General features: G+C 35.2%; 14 protein-coding genes, 1 tRNA gene and 1 pseudogene. 7 read left to right on the top strand and 9 right to left on the bottom strand.

The annotated features are described in order from the left end of the window. Positions 1-21: 21 nt before the first annotated feature. Both IPM51_00940 and IPM51_00935 read right to left on the bottom strand, forming a co-directional pair. The gene (locus IPM51_00940; GenBank protein MBK9282864.1) at positions 22-744 is read right to left on the bottom strand and encodes a hypothetical protein; all 723 of its coding nucleotides are present in this window, start codon (positions 742-744) and stop codon (positions 22-24) included. Position 745: 1 nt separating this feature from the next. Beyond that, positions 746-1,756, bottom strand: coding sequence for a hypothetical protein (locus IPM51_00935; GenBank protein ID MBK9282863.1), 1,011 nt, complete (start codon positions 1,754-1,756; stop codon positions 746-748). 216 nt (positions 1,757-1,972) lie between these two features. On the opposite strand from IPM51_00935, the gene IPM51_00930 reads away from it, so the two are divergent. From IPM51_00930 to IPM51_00915, 4 genes are read left to right on the top strand one after another with little or no spacing between them, the layout of a single operon-like run. Continuing rightward, positions 1,973-3,040, top strand: a complete 1,068-nt coding sequence (locus IPM51_00930) for a carboxypeptidase regulatory-like domain-containing protein (GenBank protein MBK9282862.1) — start codon at positions 1,973-1,975, stop codon at positions 3,038-3,040. 2 nt (positions 3,041-3,042) lie between these two features. After that, a complete protein-coding gene (locus IPM51_00925; protein ID MBK9282861.1) occupies positions 3,043-4,455 on the top strand; it encodes a hypothetical protein in 1,413 nt (470 codons plus the stop codon). Between the two features lie 7 nt (positions 4,456-4,462). After that, positions 4,463-5,104: a YceH family protein gene (locus IPM51_00920; GenBank protein ID MBK9282860.1), complete on the top strand. Its 642-nt coding sequence runs from the start codon at positions 4,463-4,465 to the stop codon at positions 5,102-5,104. A 14-nt stretch (positions 5,105-5,118) separates the two neighbouring features. Beyond that, entirely contained in the window at positions 5,119-7,833 is a 2,715-nt protein-coding gene (locus tag IPM51_00915; GenBank protein ID MBK9282859.1) for a carboxypeptidase regulatory-like domain-containing protein, read from the top strand. 234 nt (positions 7,834-8,067) lie between these two features. On the opposite strand, the gene IPM51_00910 is transcribed toward IPM51_00915, so the two are convergent. From IPM51_00910 to IPM51_00900, 3 genes are read right to left on the bottom strand one after another with little or no spacing between them, the layout of a single operon-like run. Continuing rightward, positions 8,068-8,814 carry a TerB family tellurite resistance protein gene (locus IPM51_00910; protein ID MBK9282858.1) on the bottom strand — a complete coding sequence of 249 codons (747 nt, stop codon included), beginning with the start codon at positions 8,812-8,814 and terminating at the stop codon, positions 8,068-8,070. 30 nt (positions 8,815-8,844) lie between these two features. Next, a complete protein-coding gene (gene hrpB, locus IPM51_00905; GenBank protein ID MBK9282857.1) occupies positions 8,845-11,331 on the bottom strand; it encodes an ATP-dependent helicase HrpB in 2,487 nt (828 codons plus the stop codon). A gap of 22 nt (positions 11,332-11,353) precedes the next feature. After that, on the bottom strand, positions 11,354-12,931 hold the full coding sequence (locus IPM51_00900; protein MBK9282856.1) for a tetratricopeptide repeat protein: 1,578 nt from the start codon (positions 12,929-12,931) through the stop codon (positions 11,354-11,356). 151 nt (positions 12,932-13,082) lie between these two features. On the opposite strand from IPM51_00900, the gene IPM51_00895 reads away from it, so the two are divergent. The 3 genes and pseudogenes from IPM51_00895 to IPM51_00885 all read left to right on the top strand — a co-directional run bounded on the left by IPM51_00895 (position 13,083) and on the right by IPM51_00885 (position 15,994). Beyond that, positions 13,083-13,153: transfer RNA gene (locus IPM51_00895), tRNA-Cys, on the top strand. Positions 13,154-13,415: 262 nt separating this feature from the next. After that, positions 13,416-14,488, top strand: a pseudogene (locus IPM51_00890) (DNA adenine methylase). Positions 14,489-14,617: 129 nt separating this feature from the next. Continuing rightward, positions 14,618-15,994, top strand: a complete 1,377-nt coding sequence (locus tag IPM51_00885) for a hypothetical protein (GenBank protein ID MBK9282855.1) — start codon at positions 14,618-14,620, stop codon at positions 15,992-15,994. Here IPM51_00885 and IPM51_00880 read toward each other — a convergent pair. The 4 genes from IPM51_00880 to IPM51_00865 are packed head-to-tail and all read right to left on the bottom strand — an operon-like array spanning position 15,991 to position 17,382. Next, on the bottom strand, positions 15,991-16,389 hold the full coding sequence (locus tag IPM51_00880) for a hypothetical protein (protein MBK9282854.1): 399 nt from the start codon (positions 16,387-16,389) through the stop codon (positions 15,991-15,993). The genes IPM51_00885 and IPM51_00880 overlap by 4 nt on opposite strands. Positions 16,390-16,408: 19 nt before the next feature. Continuing rightward, positions 16,409-16,798: a DUF983 domain-containing protein gene (locus IPM51_00875; GenBank protein MBK9282853.1), complete on the bottom strand. Its 390-nt coding sequence runs from the start codon at positions 16,796-16,798 to the stop codon at positions 16,409-16,411. Between the two features lie 12 nt (positions 16,799-16,810). Next, a complete protein-coding gene (locus tag IPM51_00870) occupies positions 16,811-17,065 on the bottom strand; it encodes a hypothetical protein (protein MBK9282852.1) in 255 nt (84 codons plus the stop codon). Continuing rightward, a complete protein-coding gene (locus IPM51_00865) occupies positions 17,065-17,382 on the bottom strand; it encodes a rhodanese-like domain-containing protein (GenBank protein ID MBK9282851.1) in 318 nt (105 codons plus the stop codon). Before IPM51_00865 ends, IPM51_00870 begins: the two co-directional genes overlap by 1 nt. Positions 17,383-17,393: the final 11 nt, after the last annotated feature.

Here is a 17,393-nt window from a genome sequence, read left to right as displayed (position 1 = left end):
TCAATTTATACCGTATTTACCTCACCCGGTTGGTGCTGATGTTAATGAATTAAAAAACAGATTAATGATGCCATTTGTCTTTTTCTGAATTTGGATTTTTCGTACCGGCTTATCTCCGGGCGCTTTGTAAGGAAAACCTTGAAACATTCTGCTTTCAAAAAACTTTTTAAAACTGATTTTAGCGGCATCGTTTTTAGGATTAGGTAGAGCATACTCTTCCGGATTTAATTTCACTAAATCTTCATACAAAAAAAGTGGACCATCAAAAATCAATTCCATACCATGCTTTTCAAATGCATAAATTAATCGTACATACTTTACATGATGTTTTTGTGTCGACGTTTCCCTACTAAACACTTTATCCTCTAATAAATCCATATACAAACGAAATGGCTCAACAGACGCTTCATTTTTAGTATAACAAAATGCAGCCGGACAGTTTATTTCTTCAAACGCATCATCATTTCGCGAAGGCTGAAATTTACTAACGGAGAAATGAGCTACAAATTCATGATAACTGCAAGGTTCTTTCGGTTTAAACGGATAATAGCCCACTATTTTACCTTCGCAAAAGGCCTGAATAATAAGTGATGGCATATCCCTTACCGATAAATTAAATTTTTCCTTCAGTGAAATACGTGTGATATTATATTGCTTTTCCATTAAACGCAAATCATTTCTTTTTTGCGCTTGCATAAAAAATGTAATTAATAAAAAATGGATGATAAATATTTGGTTTTTCATTTTACTCTGTTTTTAATCCGGTTGCCGCCGAAAGCTCTTTCGCGTTTTTTGGTTTAGCCGGTATGGGATCAAAATAAATCGGTATTGTTTTTTGTCGATAGGATTCCAAATTCAATTTATTTATTTCAGAATCATTAGTTATGGCAATCACACCGTCCTTTGATTCAGTAAACATTTTAATTCCTTTTTGATTAAGCAACACAAAACGTTCTTTAAAATCACTCGGAAAATAATAAACCAGCGTATTTTTGTTTGGATAGGTAACATAAAGCTTTTGTTCAATAGGTGTATTGCCGCCCCTCAACAATAGTTCAGGAATCATTGGAATGGCTAAGGAATCTTTCATGATTGCATCATAATTAAAAATGCCCAATTTTTTTATGTTCATGCCTTTAAAATAACCCTCAGGCATTTTATTAAAATAGGTTACCGGATTATACATTTCAGCACTTTCCATTTCAACATCAACAGTGGCTGTGGCAGCAGATACTCTTCCGCTACCCCAATAATTTAAACTATCTGCATTATTTCGCTTATCAAAATATGAAAAATCAATAACCGGACTATCATATGTGTTCCATAAATTCTTTTCCGAATTATAAATAAATGAGCTTACATCTTTCAAATTACGCTTGGTTTTCATGCGCACTTGAATTTGTTTTCCTTCACGTAAAAATAAACGTTTGTCACTACACCAAGCTTCTATTTCAAACATTCCGATACTTTCTAGTAAATAATATTTTGTTCCTTTTTCTAAAATCATATTTAAACCAGAATAAAACATGTCGGTTTGAGAATGAAACTCGCGATACTTTATAGTAATTACAGAATTGCATGTATTACCCGACTCATCTGAAAAACAATTATCAGGAATAAAAAGCAATGAACCCCAATGTGTTTGAATACCCTTACAAAAACCACCATTAATAGTATATGTTTTAAAGGCCATTTCAGGATTTTGAGCCGCACAATTAAAAACAACAAAAATAAAAAGGGTAACAATTTTTTTCATATGAATAGTGCTTAAATATAAACAATAATGCAGGCATAAACAAAGGGTTACAAATATTGCCATTTATCAGGAATTTAAATGTAAATGAATTTATAATTTATTGGCAAAATTCATGATAAAATATTTGATTTGTTCAAAGAATGGCGAGGCCCTTATTGCAATTTTTATATATATTTAATTCTTCATATGTTGTCTCGTATATCAACCATATTTCTAATGCTTTTAGCGATTCATGGATCGGCGCAAAATTGGTCGCTTAAACTTACCAGCAATGTGGAATTACGAAACTGGATATTAACCAGCAAAGCAGAGAAAAGAGAAAGAACTATTGATGGAGCTAAAATTACCTTATTCAAAGGCGACTCACCCATTGCCAGTACAGTAACCGATGCCAATGGTGATTTCGTGATAGATATTCCGGCCGGTGGTGATTTTATTTTAACCGTATCCTATGAAGGATGTAATACAAAAAGATTTTACGTAAGCACAAATGGCGTACCTGAACAAGTAGGTAAAGATAATTATAAACCTACCATAATGATTGGTGGATTTATTTTGTCAAAACCAATTTCCGGAGTAGATTATTTAGGATTAAATGAACCACTGGTTAAAGTAGAATACAAATCAGGCGGACAAAATTTTGATAAAGATGATGCGGTAACCAATAAAGGATTAAATATTGTGTCTACTATTTCTCAAGCCGAAACAGCTGTTATTGATAAATTTTGTTTGAACAATAAATTAGGTGATGATGCCCTCAATAAAAAGAAATGTGAATTAGCTAAGGAATATTACAATAAAGCGATGAAAATATTGCCGGACGAAAAATATCCACAAGAAAGAATCAAATTAGCAGAAGGATGTATTGACGCCAATAAGGCTAAAAAAGAAAAAGAAGTAGCAGAAAAAGCAGTAGCAGAAAAAGCTTCCCTTGAAAAGGCCGAAAAAGCCAGAATCGATAAAGAAAACGCAAGTATTAAAAGAGACACTAAACCTTCAAACACAGGAACCGCCATTGCAAATTCCACGCCATCCAACAACGGATCAGTAGATAAAGTTACTCAAGGGAAAATAGGCGGTGGAAAAAGTAAATACAAAATGCCCGGTAAAATTGGGGTAGATTTATACAAAGAATTAATGGATAAAGGTGATGATCTTTATAAAGCGAAAAGATATACCGAAGCTAAAAAAACTTATGAAGACGCTTTGAAATCAAAATCGAACGACCCCATTGCAGTAAAGAAAATAAGTGAATGCGAAAAACAAATTGTAAATACCAATTAAGCGTGAAAAAAATTAATATTATACTCCTCTTTCTTTATTCATCAGTTTATCTTGCACAAAACTGGAAACTTGAACTCACTAGTAACGTATATTTACGAACCTGGAAATTAAATACCAAAGCTATAGAAGAAGAAAAAGAAATTAGTGGAGCCACCATAAAGCTATATCAAAATGGAAAAGAAATTGATCAAACCACATCTAACAGCGAAGGTGAGTTTAAAATTATGGTGCCTCCCAATGGAGAATACTATTTAATCGTTTCTTATCCGGGTTGCAATGCCAAGCGAATGGCTGTAAATACACAAAATGTACCCGAAGGAATTTTTACTGAAAACGTAAAGCCTTCTTTTAAAATCACAGGTGGATTTATTATGGTTAAACCCTATCCGGGAATTAATTATTCTGAATTGAGCCAGGATTTGATTCGAGTTGAATATTTTAGCAATAAAAAAGCGTTTGATGATAATCCTAAAGCTACCGAAAAGGGATTAAGCATAGTTTCCAAAATATATTCAGCCGAAGATGTTTTATTTAAGGAATTTTGTTCTACCAATAAATCCGGAGATATAGCCCTTGAAAAACCCGATTGCCCTTTAGCAAAACAGCTATATCAAAAATCAATGGCTTTGATTCCCGGAGAACAATATCCCATTGAACAGTTAGCCAAAGTTGGAGATTGTCTAAAAGAGATTGAAGAAAGAAAGAAAAAAGCAGAAGAAGCTGCATTAGCTGAACAAGCTAAAAAAGAGGAAGCTGCTAAGGCTAAAGAAGAAGCTGAAAAGTTAGCCGCACAAAAAAAAGTAGAAAAACAAGAAGCAGATAAATTAGCTGCGCAAAAAAAAGCGGAACAGGCTGAAGCCGATAAATTAGCGAAAGAAAAAGCAAAAGCCGAAAAACAAGAAGCAGATAAAAAAGCGGCCGAACAAAAAAATCAGGAAAAATTAGCCAAACAAAAAGAACAGTCTTTAAAAAGTAAGCCTCCGGTTGAAAAAACCGCGGAAGATGAAAAAAAATTAGCCAAGAAGAAAGCCGATGAAGAAAAAGCCAGGAAACAAAAAGAAGGATTAGCTAAATCAAAAGCAGAAGATGAAGCCGCAATGAAAGCAGATTACGAAAAAAAGATGGCTAAAAGAAAAGCGCAGGAAGAAGAAGATGAGAAAAGAAGATTAGCCTATGAAACGGAAAAGAAAGAACATGATGCAGAGATGGACAAAGGAAACTCAAAATATAAAATTCCACAAGTACTGGGAAAAGATATGTATAAGGAAAATATCCAAAAAGCTGACACCTATTTTAAAACCAAAAGATATAAAGAGGCTAAACAGAGTTACGAAGATGCGTTAAATATAAAACCTGCCGATCCTTACGCAACAAAAAGAATTGAAGAATGTACTAAATTACTAGAACCAAAATAAATTATAAATGCAAAAGGAGATTCCCCAATTAAGTAATGTCGAACAGAGAGTATTGGGTTCATTGATTGAAAAAAGTAGAACTACCCCTGATTATTACCCAATGACATTGAATAGTATTACATTGGCCTGTAATCAAAAATCATCTCGGAATCCTATTGTTCAATTCAGCGAAGACGAAGTTCAAAAAGCATTAAATAGTTTAAAAGGGATAAGCTTAGTTTCAACTGCAATTGGCGGAGGAAGTAGAACGATAAAATACAAACATAATCTAACAACCGTATTTCCCATGCACGATGGCCAACTTGCTGCATTGTGCGTATTATTATTAAGAGGACCACAAACAGCAGGGGAAATCAATACCAACTCAGGAAGAATTTATGATTTCGGTTCTTTAGACGCTGTTATTGAAACGATAGATTCTCTAATGCAAAATGATAATTTATTTGTTCAGGAATTGCCCAGAAAAGCAGGACAAAAGGAAAGACGATTTATTCATTTATTTGGTCATACGCCAGATCAACAAGATTCAATACCGGCTCAAAACAATTCAAATGAAACGCAATCCATGGAAGAGAAGATTAATCATTTAGAAAATGAAATATTAAACCTAAAAACAAGAATTGAATTACTAGAACAGCAGATAAAATAAAATCAGAAAAAATTATGAGGAGCTTAATATTATTTTTTATCCAGTTTACATTTTTCATTGGCTTATCCCAACCTGACTGGACTTTAAAATTTGAAAGTAATGTAGAAAAGGACGGAAAACCATTAGCAGGTGCAAATATTGCCTTAACTAAAGGAGGAAGTAATGTAAAAACAACCCTGAGTGATGGCAGAGGGAATTTCACCATAGATGTGCCGGCCGATGGCGATTTTTTAGTAGTAGTAACCTATCCCGGATGCAATACCAAAAGATTCAGAGTAGATACTCGAAATGTTCCGGCTGATAAAACTAAGGAAAATTTTAAACCGGAAATTCACATTGAAGGTGTTACCATGTCAAAACCCTATCCAACTATAAATTACTCCGCTTTGAATCAACCCTTAACTCAAATTATTTATTTTGCAAACAAAAAAAAGTTTTCCGACGATGAAGCTTACACGAATCAAAACTTATCGGCTTTGTCGGCAATACGTCAAGCAGAAATTGCTTTAGTAGAAAAATATAAAGGTTTGATTAAAACAGGTGATGGTTTAGCAGCAAAAAACGATTGTGTAGGAGCAAAACAAAAATATGAAGAGGCGCTTGCATTATTACCTGACGAACCGCAAGCCAAAGAAAAGTTAGCCATTGCGCTTAAATGTGTGAATGAAAAAGCAGAGGCAGAAGCAAAGGCTAAAGCGGAAGCAGATAAGTTAGCAGCAGAAAAAGCAGCCAAAGAAAAAGCAGAGGCAGAAGCAAAGGCTAAAGCAGAAGCAGAAAAATTAGCAGCAGAGAAAGCAGCCAAAGAAAAAGCAGAGGCAGAAGCAAAGGCTAAAGCAGAAGCAGAAAAATTAGCAGCAGAGAAAGCAGCTAAAGAAAAAGCAGAGGCAGAAGCAAAGGCTAAAGCGGAAGCAGATAAGTTAGCAGCAGAAAAAGCAGCCAAAGAAAAAGCAGAGGCAGAAGCAAAGGCTAAAGCAGAAGCAGAAAAATTAGCAGCAGAGAAAGCAGCCAAAGAAAAAGCAGAGGCTGAAGCCAAGGCTAAAGCAGAAGCAGAAAAATTAGCAGCAGAGAAAGCAGCCAAAGAAAAAGCAGAGGCAGAAGCAAAGGCTAAAGCGGAAGCAGATAAGTTAGCAGCAGAAAAAGCAGCCAAAGAAAAAGCAGAGGCAGAAGCAAAGGCTAAAGCAGAAGCAGAAAAGTTAGCAGCAGAAAAAGCAGCTAAAGAAAAAGCGGAGGCTGAAGCCAAGGCTAAAGCAGAAGCAGAAAAATTAGCCGCAGAAAAAGCAGCCAAAGAAAAAGCAGAGGCTGAAGCAAAGGCTAAAGCAGAAGCAGAAAAATTAGCCGCAGAAAAAGCAAATAAAGAAAAAGCAGAGGCTGATGCGAAGGCTAAAGCGGAAGCAGAAAAATTAGCCGCAGAAAAAGCAGCCAAAGAAAAAGCAGAGGCTGATGCGAAGGCTAAAGCGGAAGCAGAAAAATTAGCCGCAGATAAAGCTGCCAAAGAAAAAGCAGAGGCAGAAGCAAAGGCTAAAGCGGAAGCAGATAAGTTAGCAGCAGAAAAAGCAAATAAAGAAAAAGCAGAGGCTGATGCGAAGGCTAAAGCGGAAGCAGAAAAATTAGCCGCAGATAAAGCTGCTAAAGAAAAGGAAGAAGCGGAAGCAAAAGCTAAAACAGAAGCAGATAAGTTAGCAGCAGAAAAAGCAAATAAAGAAAAAGCAGAAGCGGAAGCCAAGGCTAAAGCAGAAGCAGATAAGTTAGTAGCAGAGAAAGCAACCAAGGAAAAAGCAGAGGCTGAAGCCAAGGCTAAAGCGGAAGCAGATAAGTTAGCAGCTGAGAAAGCAGCCAAAGAAAAAGAACAAGCGGACGCAAAAGCTAAAGCAGAAGCAGACGCGGCAGTCAAAGCTAAAGAAGCGGAGGCTGCAAAATTAGCAGCAGATAAAGCTGCCAAAGAAAAAGCAGAGGCAGAAGCAAAGGCTAAAGCGGAAGCAGATAAGTTAGCAGCTGAGAAAGCAGCCAAAGAAAAAGCAGAGGCGGAAGCCAAAGCAGAAGCAGATAAGTTAGCAGCTGAGAAAGCAGCCAAAGAAAAAGAACAAGCGGACGCAAAAGCTAAAGCAGAAGCAGAAAAATTAGCAGCAGAGAAAGCAAATAAAGAAAAAGCAGAGGCTGAAGCGAAAGCTAAAGCAGAAGCAGATAAGTTAGCGGCAGATAAAGCTGCTAAAGAAAAGGCGGAAGCTGATTCAAAAGCAAAAATTGAAGCTACTAAGTTAGCTGCTGAAAAAGCAGCGAAAGCTAAAGCAGAAAAACAAGCGGCCGCGAAAGAAAAAGCGGCGGCAGATGCTAAAGCAAAAGCGGAAGCAGAAAAATTAGCTGCTGAAAAAGCGGCTAAAGAAAAAGAAGAGGCTGATGCGTTAGCTAAAGCCGAAGCAGAGAAAATCGCCGCTGAAAAAGCAGAGGCTGAACGGAAACAAAAAGAAAATAGTGAAGGAAAGATTTTAGCAAATGAATCTAATCCTGTCCTTCAAGGAAATATTGGAAAGGATGAAGCTCGTAAAAGTATACCAACGGCTTTGGGTGCTAATAAATACAAAGAACATTTCACACGCGGTAACGAATTGTTCAAACAAAAAAGATATAGCGAAGCTAAAGTTTCTTATGAAGAAGCTTTAAAAAGTAAACCGGACGATCCGGCAGCGAAAGCAAAATTAACGGAAGTGGAAAAATTAATTTCTCCTAAATAAGTATTCAATCAGCTTTATAAACAAAAGACCTATTGTCTGTTAAAAACTTAGTCGTTTTTTGGGGATTCTTAACCTCAGGGTTACATTAAGTTTCATTTACAGTAACATTTTCCCTATACTTTTACTTCGGTTATTAGTTGAAATATTACCACAAACCGACATCCTTAACAAAAGTATGGATGGGATACGGGAAATTCACTTAAAGCCGAAAGTTGGTTTTCTTTCGGCTTTTTTTTAAGTCATGCCCCTCGACTTTTTTATATTTTCGTAAGCCTCTTGTATTTTCTGAAATTTTTCCTTGGCCCCTTTCTGCACTTCTTCTCCTAATTGGGCGACCTTGTCGGGATGGTAACGTATGGCCATTTGACGATACGCTTTCTTTACCTCTTCATCATTTGCTGTTTTTTCTATACCTAATACTTTATAATCTGAATCTGAATCCCGCCAGAACATATTTTTTAAACTTTCAAAATCGGAATTCGGAATATCTAATAATAAGGCTATTCTTTTTAAAACTATTAATTCCGAATCGGCTACATGACCATCTGCATTGGCCAATCCGAATAAATAATGAAGCAATTGCAATCGTACTTCAAATACCGTTCTGATTTTTATATCGGCACAAATTTTTTCTAATGGAATTGGAGCTCCATCTAAAAAATGTTTTAAAAGTTTTACGTGTTCAGTGGTGAATTCCGGACCAAATTGCTGTCCGAAAAACTTTTTAATATAATCCAATTCTACTTTTAATGCTCTTCCGTCTGCACGCATCACGGCAGCAGACAAGGTGATAAGCATACTGGCGAATTCGCTTTTTCCTCCACTAGTTTGTCGCTTATAATACTTAAATTCTTCGTCTTCTCTATTTCCTTTCCCCAAATAATTATCAATGAAAGAGCCAACCAACATACCAATAAAAGCTCCCACAAAACTTTTACCTAACAAAATAAAACCGGCTATTGCGCCTATAATTGAAAACATAATTTTTACGCTGATAAATATACTGTTATTTTAGTTTTTCTCGCTTCTTCCTTTTTTAACTGCCTGTGCATGCCATGGATCTTCGGGCCAGGCATGTTTTGGATATTTTCTTTTTAATTCTTTTCTCACTTCGGGATATAAATTATTCCAGAAACTCTTTAAGTCCTTGGTGATCTGAACGGATTTGTAACCCGGAGATAAAATGTGCATCAATACTGTTATTTTTTTATTGTTAACCGAAGGCGTTTCCTGCATTCCGAATATTTCTTGCAAACGAACAGCCAATACCGGATTTCCACCATTCTTAAAATACTGCACCTTTATTTTTGAACCACTAGGCACTTCTATTTTTTCGGGAGTTAATTCTTTTAATTTCTTTTGCTGTTCGAGATTTAAGGAATGAAATAAACATTGGGCCAAATTAATATTTTTAAAATCCTCCTTACTTTTCACATCGGTGAAATAATCACTTAACCACCTTTCATTTTCAATTAATAAGGTAGTTTGATCTACCTCCGGCCATTCCTCCTCGCTATTCCAAACTTTTAAACTTTCAATTCTATTTTGCATTTGCTCAAAGTCTTCATTAAAATCCAACAATTCTTTCCCTTCCTTTTGTACAGCCTTTATCAGAACAGATTTTACTAAATGTAAATCAGGATTAGTTAAGGGCTTTGATTCCAGTACCACATTACCTAATCTTTTTTCTATTGTACACTGCAAAGTTCCGTTTTGACTGTTCCAGGAAATATTTTGTTTCTCCTTTATATTTTTGATTAAGTCTTTCGGATTTAAAGGGGCGGCCAAAAATATTTTACCCATGCCCTCTCGCAAATCTAAATTGGCAATAACCAACCAGGATTCAGCGGCTAAATCATCTTTGTGATTGAACATGGCAATTCTTCCGTTAGCTAATTGATATTGGGCATTATTCCCCGGTCGGGCTGAAGCTACGCGTTCCGGAAACGCCTGTGCTAGTAAATATCCGGTATCATAAACATCCAATAATTCTTTAGCGGCAGGAACATTTAATATTTTTCTATAGATAGCAGAAACTTTTTCTATTCGAGTGAATTGAAAATTTAAATTGTCGTTTTTACGTTGACGATGCAAATTTTCAAGTCTTATATTCATGTCAACACCAACTTCCTTTCCCAAAGGATCTTTTTCTTCCAACAAAGCTGCAATATCACAAGCTAAACTTTTTTCTTCATTGCCATTTGCAGAAAGTAACATATGCGCTAAACGTGGATGACAAGGCAGTTGATGAATTTTTTTTCCTTCAGCTGTTATTTTACTTTGTTCAACTGCATCAATCTCCATTAATAGGTCTTTAGCTTGTAGTACATTTGCCTTAGGCGGAGCATCCAGCCAAAATAATTCATTCACATCTTGAATTCCCCAATGATATAATTCCAGCATGAATGCACATAAATCAGCTTCCAGAATTTCTGCTTTCCGAAAATCATCTAATCTACTATGTGTAACGGCAGTCCACATTCTATAACAAACACCGGCACATAATCTACCAGCCCTTCCCGCTCTTTGATTGGCAGAATCCTTAGAGATACGTACAGTTTCTAATTTGGATAAACCCGAACGGGGATCAAATTTCATGATTTTTTGAAATCCGCAATCAACTACAACTTTTATTCCTTCAATAGTTAAACTGGTTTCGGCTATGTTGGTGGCCAATACAATTTTTCTTTTTCCCTGCTTATCCGGTTGTATGGCTGCTTTTTGTTCTTTTAAAGTTAAACCACCGTAAAGCGGGGTGCATTGAATACTACTTAATTGTTGATTTAATATTTCTTTGCACTTTTTTATTTCAGATTCTCCCGGCAAGAAAACCAAAATATCACCGTTTGTTTCTTGCACAACTCTTTTAATCAATTCTGCGCTTTGTTCTGAAATAAACTGAGGATCTCCGTCTTTGTCATATTTTATTTCTACCGGAAATTGTTTTCCCTCACAAAAAATAACGGGAGCTTTTAATGCATCGGATAATTTTGTGGTATCTATCGTAGCTGACATGATTAATATTTTAAGATCGGGTCTTAAAATCTGTTGCACTTGCAAGCAGAGCGCTAGTGCTAAATCAGCATGCAGGTTTCTTTCATGAAACTCATCAAATATTATCAAACCATAATCCTGCAGTGCATTATCGCTTTGTAACATGCGGGTTAGGATTCCTTCAGTCACCACTTCAAGTTTGGTTTTAGCAGATAATTTTGATTCAAATCGAATACGAAAGCCTATCCTTTGACCAACCTCTTCCTCTATCAACTCCGACATGCGTTCACAAATACTTTTTACGGCCAGGCGACGGGGCTCCAACATTAAAATTTTTTTGTTATTTAAAAAAGGGGCATTTAATAATGAAAGTGGTAAAATAGTACTTTTACCTGCGCCGGGTGGAGCTGATAAAATAACACAATTGGTTTTTGATAAGGAAATAAGCACCTGCTCAAATTCCGCAAAGGACGGTGAATGAATATCTTTATTGAATTTCAACAAATTTGCTATTAATTTATTACGCTCAAATTTTATTTTTCAAGCGTTGCAAAATTTTAGAAATGTAGTTTTCATTCGCCATTTGCGCCTGTTGAATTCGTTTGGCGTATCGAATACTATCCACAACTTCTTTTTGCTTTAACTCAATCAGGTCTTTTTGTTTTTCAATAGTGAGTTTAGCCATCTCCACATCCTTCTTTTGCTGCAGGATCAATACATTAGCTTTACGCTTATTTAAATAACTTTTGAAAATAATAAAAGTAAAAACCAATACGACAAGTAAACCCGCGAATAAAAAATTTCGGATTATTTGTTGTTCGTACCTTTCTTCAGCAGCCAGGATGTCTTTTTTATCCTGTTCATTTTTTGCCATTTCCAACTTCTTTTCAAAATCGTATTGCGCCTGTTTTTTTGCAATACTGCGTTGAACACTTACACCATTTAAAGTATCAGCTACTCGCTTGAATTGTTCATGCATTTCGAGTGCCTCCTTGTACTTACCAGACTTTTTATAAATATTATAAAGTGCTCTTGCACTAGTTTGAATAGCCGCCGGGAATCCAATTTGAGTAGCAATGGTATAAGCTTTTTCTCCATATCTTTTAGCTTCATTCAATTGCTTTAAATCGTAATAAATCATGGCTATATTCGATAAAGAATTAGCCTCACCATTTTTATCTGAAATTTCTTCCCTGATACTTAGCGCCACTTGATAAAACTGTAGGGCCTGATTTTTATACCAATTTATCGAATCTATATTGGAGAAAGAATTCGCCTTTTTATCATAAACAAATGCGATAATGTTATAGGACAAGGCAATTCCCATTTTATCGTTCACGGCTCTTCTTAAACTCAAGGCCTGATTATAAAAGTTTAAAGCAGTGTTGAGAATAATAAGCGTTGAATCTTTCTTGTTTCTTTTTAAAGCTATTTCCTGATACATATAACCCAGGTTATGTAAAGAAGTGGCCAGGGCCGATTTGTTGTTTCCTCTTTTTCTGATTAATAGCGCCTTTTTATAATAATATAAAGTTTTTTCATTTTCATTGAGGTTGTAATAAATATATCCCACATTATTTAAACTAAATGCCAGGCCTTCATCATCATGAGCCTCTTCCCTATATTTAATTGACTTCAAATAATTTTCAAGTGCCTTATCCAATAATCCCTGATTATGGTAGATGTATCCCGTATTGTTGAGGGCCATGCCCATGCCCCACTTATTATTCGCTGCCGTGAAATAAAAAAGTGATTTATTCATATAAGTGAGACCCAAATCAGGATTTCCCCTATTCATTTCCACAAATCCGATGTTATGAAAGCTGTTTGCGAGCACATTTTTTCCTATCGTCACTTCTTTTTCGTTATTGGACAAGATTAATTTTTCGCCCAATTCCTTCGCTTTCAAGGCATACTCTAAAATCAAACTATCCTGCGTTTCGGCATTACTAATTTTGTAGAATAAAACAGCCCGGGCGGTATCCGCCTTTGCACTAGTGAGTAAAGCATAGAGGGAGTCCAGGGAGGAGCCGGCCTTACTTTGCGTTGAAAGCAAAAAACAAAGCGACATAAAGAGGGCTGAAATATTCCGAAAAAACGTCATTTTATCCCTTAAATATAATAATCATTCATTGCTTAAAGTTTAATAAATTGTGTTTTAAATCCCCAAAAAGTGCTATTTTTGCTGTCCGTTCTTAAAAGATTTGGAAGAAGATTACTTCTAACTTCTACATTCTAAAATCTACCTTCTAAAAGGTCCTGTGGCCGAGTGGCTAGGCTCAGCTCTGCAAAAGCTGCTACAGCGGTTCGAATCCGCTCGGGACCTCTATAAATGAAGAAAAACGCCCTGCTTATGTGGGGCGTTTTTATTTCTTTGGAATATTAAACATGCTGTGTTTACAAGAGGATGAATTGGAAAATAATTGCATTTATTAGAACAAACATTTTACTTTTTGATTATCGGCTTACTTAAATAATCATGCAATCTTATCAATTTATGCATTCTTTATTGCTTAACCCTCATTCAAAGGATATGTTTAAATTTAGGGGTCATAAAACAGGTGATTACATCCGCTCATAAAAATCAAATTCAGATTCCGGAAACGCAGGGTATAAAGTATGCCGGGTCTAAATTAAAAATACTGCCTTATATCTTTGAAAGTATTCAGGATTTACCGGTTAAAACTGTATTGGATGGATTTTCAGGTTCTACCCGAGTGAGTCAGGTTTTTGCCAAAATGGGTTATCAAACTACCTCTAATGATATTTCAGTTTGGTCAGAAACTTTTGCGAAAGCTTTTCTACTTAATAAAAAACTCCTTCCTATTATCAGGATTTAATGGATTATCTGAATAATGTGCAAGGGTATGAAGGCTGGTTTTCGGAGCATTATGGCGGAACTTTACATCAGGAGAAAAAACCATTTCAATTAAAAAATACTAAAAAACTGGATGGAATTCGAGATGAAATTGATAAACTAAACTTAAGCGAAATTGAAAAATCAGTAGCACTTACTTCACTTATATTGGCATTGGATTCTGTTGATAGTACTCTGGGACATTATGCGGCTTATCTTTCAGATTGGTCGCCACGCTCCCATCATGATTTACATTTGGAAGTGCCCCTACTTTTTAAAAATACACGTAATAATACCGTTTTAAAAGGAGATATTTTTAAAAATATTAAAGGCAGGAAATTTGATCTGGCTTACTTTGATCCACCTTACGGTTCCAACAATGAAAAAATGCCCTCCAGCCGGGTACGTTACAATTCGTATTACCACATTTGGACCTCCGTAATCTTAAATGATAAACCGGAATTGTTTGGGAAAGTAAATCGCAGAGCGGATTCTAAAGATGAAGTGGCCACTTCGGTTTTTGAAGAATTTCGAAAAAATGAAACCGGAAATTTTATTGCCATGGACGCGATTCGGGATTTAATTGCAGCTACCCAAGCGAATTATATTTTGTTATCGTATAGTTCCGGTGGAAGAACCACCAAAGAAGAATTGTACGATATATTAAATACCGGTGGCAAACTAGTGAAAGCACTCGAAATAAATTACAAAAAAAATGTAATGGGTAATATGCGCTGGACCAACGAATGGGTAAATTCAGATGGAAAATATTTGGAATATTTATTTTTAATGGAAAAATATTAATTCTTGAAATTCTCAAAAACAAATATTGGCCTGCTTCTACTTTTTATTTTTTTAATATCCGTACTTGTACGGATTCCTAATATAAATCGCCCTTTATCGAAGCACCACGAATTTTTAACAGCCATAGCATTGCGCATTATTAAAGTTTGGGAACAAGAGGGTGCGGCTAAATTGAATTTTTTACCTCGAATGAATTTTGCCGGCGATGCTAATAAAAATATTCAGAATCATGCCGGGACAACCGGGAAAATGAAGGACAGCGAGGGCAATTACTATTATATTTCTCATCCTAATTTTGCTTATGTGCTAGCCTACGGCTTTCATCAAATTTTTCAGCTACCTATATCCGTTATTAGCCTACAGAGTTTTAATTTGATTCTGAATTTTCTAAGTGCACTTTTTATTTTTTTGATTGTACTGGAAATTAGTGTAAAAAATATTAAGCTAAGTTTGCTTGCATATGCCTTGTATGTTTTTAATCCTGCAGTAATGTGGTTTCAGTGTAATACTTACATGAGTGATATTTTGGTGCACTTCCTTTTTATTTCGAGTTTATACTTTGTCCTAATAGCTTTTAAAAACAATTTTAAATTTTATTCAAAACATAGTTTACTTCTATATCTATTCTTATTCATAATGTGTTTAACATCCTGGCTGGGTTATCTTTTTATTTTAGCGCTTATAGTTCTGTTATTTTTAAAATTCAAATGGAAAAAAGAATTTTTAGTGCCCGCTTTGATTTTGATTATTATTCCCTGCATAAGCGCAGTTCATTTTTATTTCCAATACAAATATATTGCCGGTCCAAATGCGCTGATTGAACAATTAAGTGATCGTTTTTCAGAACGAGGCATTGCCAACTCATTAACAAACGGGTTTGAGAATTATGGAGTTATTCTGAAAAATATTATTCTGAATCACGGTTTGTATGTGATACTTCTTTTGGTGTTATTAGGGATTAAATTCAAAAGAAAAATTTCATTTCTGAAAACTGACTCGGGTTTTATTCTAAAACTTTCCGTTTTTCCGGTTTTATTTTGTTATTTGTTTTTGCCGGATTACAGTGGACATGATTTTACCACCTTATACCTTACTCCTTTTGTCATTTTATACATTGTCGTTTTATTTCATGAATTAAGTCCTGCATTTCAGTTATCTAAAACTAAAGCAAATCTTACCCTTTTCATATTTATTTTCCTGGCAGTGGGTTGGTATTATGGAGAAAATTTACCCGGAGAATTATCCATCAAAGGCAAACGTTATGATTGCGGAAAAGTTTTAGGAGAAACCATAAAAACAGAAGCGGAAACGGAAATTCCTTGTTTATTGATTTCTGATACACCGCTTGGTCCGGAAGTGGTTTATTATTCAGGTAGAAATATTTTTGAAGCAAGAGACACCGTTGAAGCCAAAAACTTTTTAAAGGAAAATGGATTTAAGCGCGGTAAATTGTTTTACGAAACATCCTGTGCTTCTATTGAAATTCGAGATTTATCGAGCAATTAAGTTAACCAACTTTTGATTCCATTGCGATTGGTAGAATCCATCACACGGCTTTGCAATTGGGCTGCTAATGTTTTGGCCTGAATAAAAGCATCTTCTCTACTCCGCGTTTCATGAAAAATAATACGTTTATTTTTATCATACACCAAGCTAACCTGAAAAAAAGAAGCATTATCTTTTTCTATTTCGTCGACTGGACAGGATTCGCATTTCGCAAAAAGTTGACGGAAAACAAGTACATAATCGATTTTGGGTAATCGTTTAAATTCACCCCATTTAAAAATGTAAAGTAAACTTTCCTGAATTTTATATAATCCTTGAATAGGATCAATCACAGTCATAAATTGCCTGAGCCAATTACTAACTGCCTTTCTTTTGCCAATTAAATAAGTTTTCATACACTTTCTTTTTAAAATTTTAATTGTTTTGCTTTTGTAACACTGAATTATTGTATTTATAAAAGAAATTCAACCAAATAATTCTCGACCATCTGAAAATAATAGGAAACAATATTAAAACATTTAACACCACAATCCCAAATAATATTTCGGGTGCTAAATGCATCCACAATAAATCACTAATAAACCAAATCACCAATATAGCTACTGTTAGTGCGTAAGAAACGTACATAGCTCCGTAAAAAAAACCGGGCTCCCGATCATAGTGCAAATTACAGCTTGTACAATCTTTTTCCATTTGAAAAGATTTATTGAACAAAAAAGGATTGTTTACGGAAAACACTTTGCCGGTATGGCAACGCGGACATTTATTGGCTGTGGTTGAATATATAACTTCTGCTATCTTCATGCTTCTTTGTATTTATTTCACTTCCTCATAAATAACCAGCGCTTCCTTTTCATCAGATACTGAATTTGAACTACAAGTTGAAGTTCCGCAACATCCGGTATTTGTTAAAGCTAAAAACATATAGTAGGCTCCAAATGCCGATAATAAATAATCACCCGCGTATAAAGTTTGAATCACCAATAATAAACCAATCATTAAACGAATAATTCGCCAAGCATTCCAGTCACTTTTCATGGCTGTTAAATATTGATTCCAAACTCTATTCATTATTTTCCGTACTTTTTTAAATTAACCCAAGAACCTCCGTTATGTACCTTTGTGTAACCTAAAGACTTCAAGTATCCTTTTGCAGAACCACTTCTCATCCCCGAAGCACAACAAGTAATTATTGGCTGTTCTTTGTTCTTTAGTTTATTTAAGTTAGATGCCAGTTGATCTACCGGGATATTTACCGAGCCTTTTACGTGCCCACTGGAATATTCCCCTTTGGATCTTACATCTAAAATTACTGCTCCGTTTTTAATCCATTCATTTAAATCTACGGCCGGACCAAAGCCCATTAATTCTTTTAATTTCTGTATCATATAATTTTCTA

This window comes from Sphingobacteriaceae bacterium, from assembly GCA_016715905.1.
Lineage (GTDB): Bacteria > Bacteroidota > Bacteroidia > B-17B0 > Aurantibacillaceae > Aurantibacillus.
The sequence above is the reverse complement of the archived record's forward strand: the minus strand, read 5'-3'. Positions and strand labels throughout refer to the sequence as shown.

What these genes read in the sequence shown, in the direction of transcription:
- IPM51_00940 (MBK9282864.1), bottom strand. Translation starts at nt 744, where the DNA reads ATGAAAAACCAAATATTTATCATCCATTTTTTATTAATTACATTTTTT.
- IPM51_00935 (MBK9282863.1), bottom strand. Translation starts at nt 1,756, where the DNA reads ATGAAAAAAATTGTTACCCTTTTTATTTTTGTTGTTTTTAATTGTGCG.
- IPM51_00930 (MBK9282862.1), top strand. Translation starts at nt 1,973, where the DNA reads ATGCTTTTAGCGATTCATGGATCGGCGCAAAATTGGTCGCTTAAACTT.
- IPM51_00920 (MBK9282860.1), top strand. Translation starts at nt 4,463, where the DNA reads ATGCAAAAGGAGATTCCCCAATTAAGTAATGTCGAACAGAGAGTATTG.
- IPM51_00915 (MBK9282859.1), top strand. Translation starts at nt 5,119, where the DNA reads ATGAGGAGCTTAATATTATTTTTTATCCAGTTTACATTTTTCATTGGC.
- IPM51_00910 (MBK9282858.1), bottom strand. Translation starts at nt 8,814, where the DNA reads ATGTTTTCAATTATAGGCGCAATAGCCGGTTTTATTTTGTTAGGTAAA.
- IPM51_00900 (MBK9282856.1), bottom strand. Translation starts at nt 12,931, where the DNA reads ATGACGTTTTTTCGGAATATTTCAGCCCTCTTTATGTCGCTTTGTTTT.
- IPM51_00880 (MBK9282854.1), bottom strand. Translation starts at nt 16,389, where the DNA reads ATGAAAACTTATTTAATTGGCAAAAGAAAGGCAGTTAGTAATTGGCTC.
- IPM51_00875 (MBK9282853.1), bottom strand. Translation starts at nt 16,798, where the DNA reads ATGAAGATAGCAGAAGTTATATATTCAACCACAGCCAATAAATGTCCG.
- IPM51_00870 (MBK9282852.1), bottom strand. Translation starts at nt 17,065, where the DNA reads ATGAATAGAGTTTGGAATCAATATTTAACAGCCATGAAAAGTGACTGG.
- IPM51_00865 (MBK9282851.1), bottom strand. Translation starts at nt 17,382, where the DNA reads ATGATACAGAAATTAAAAGAATTAATGGGCTTTGGTCCGGCCGTAGAT.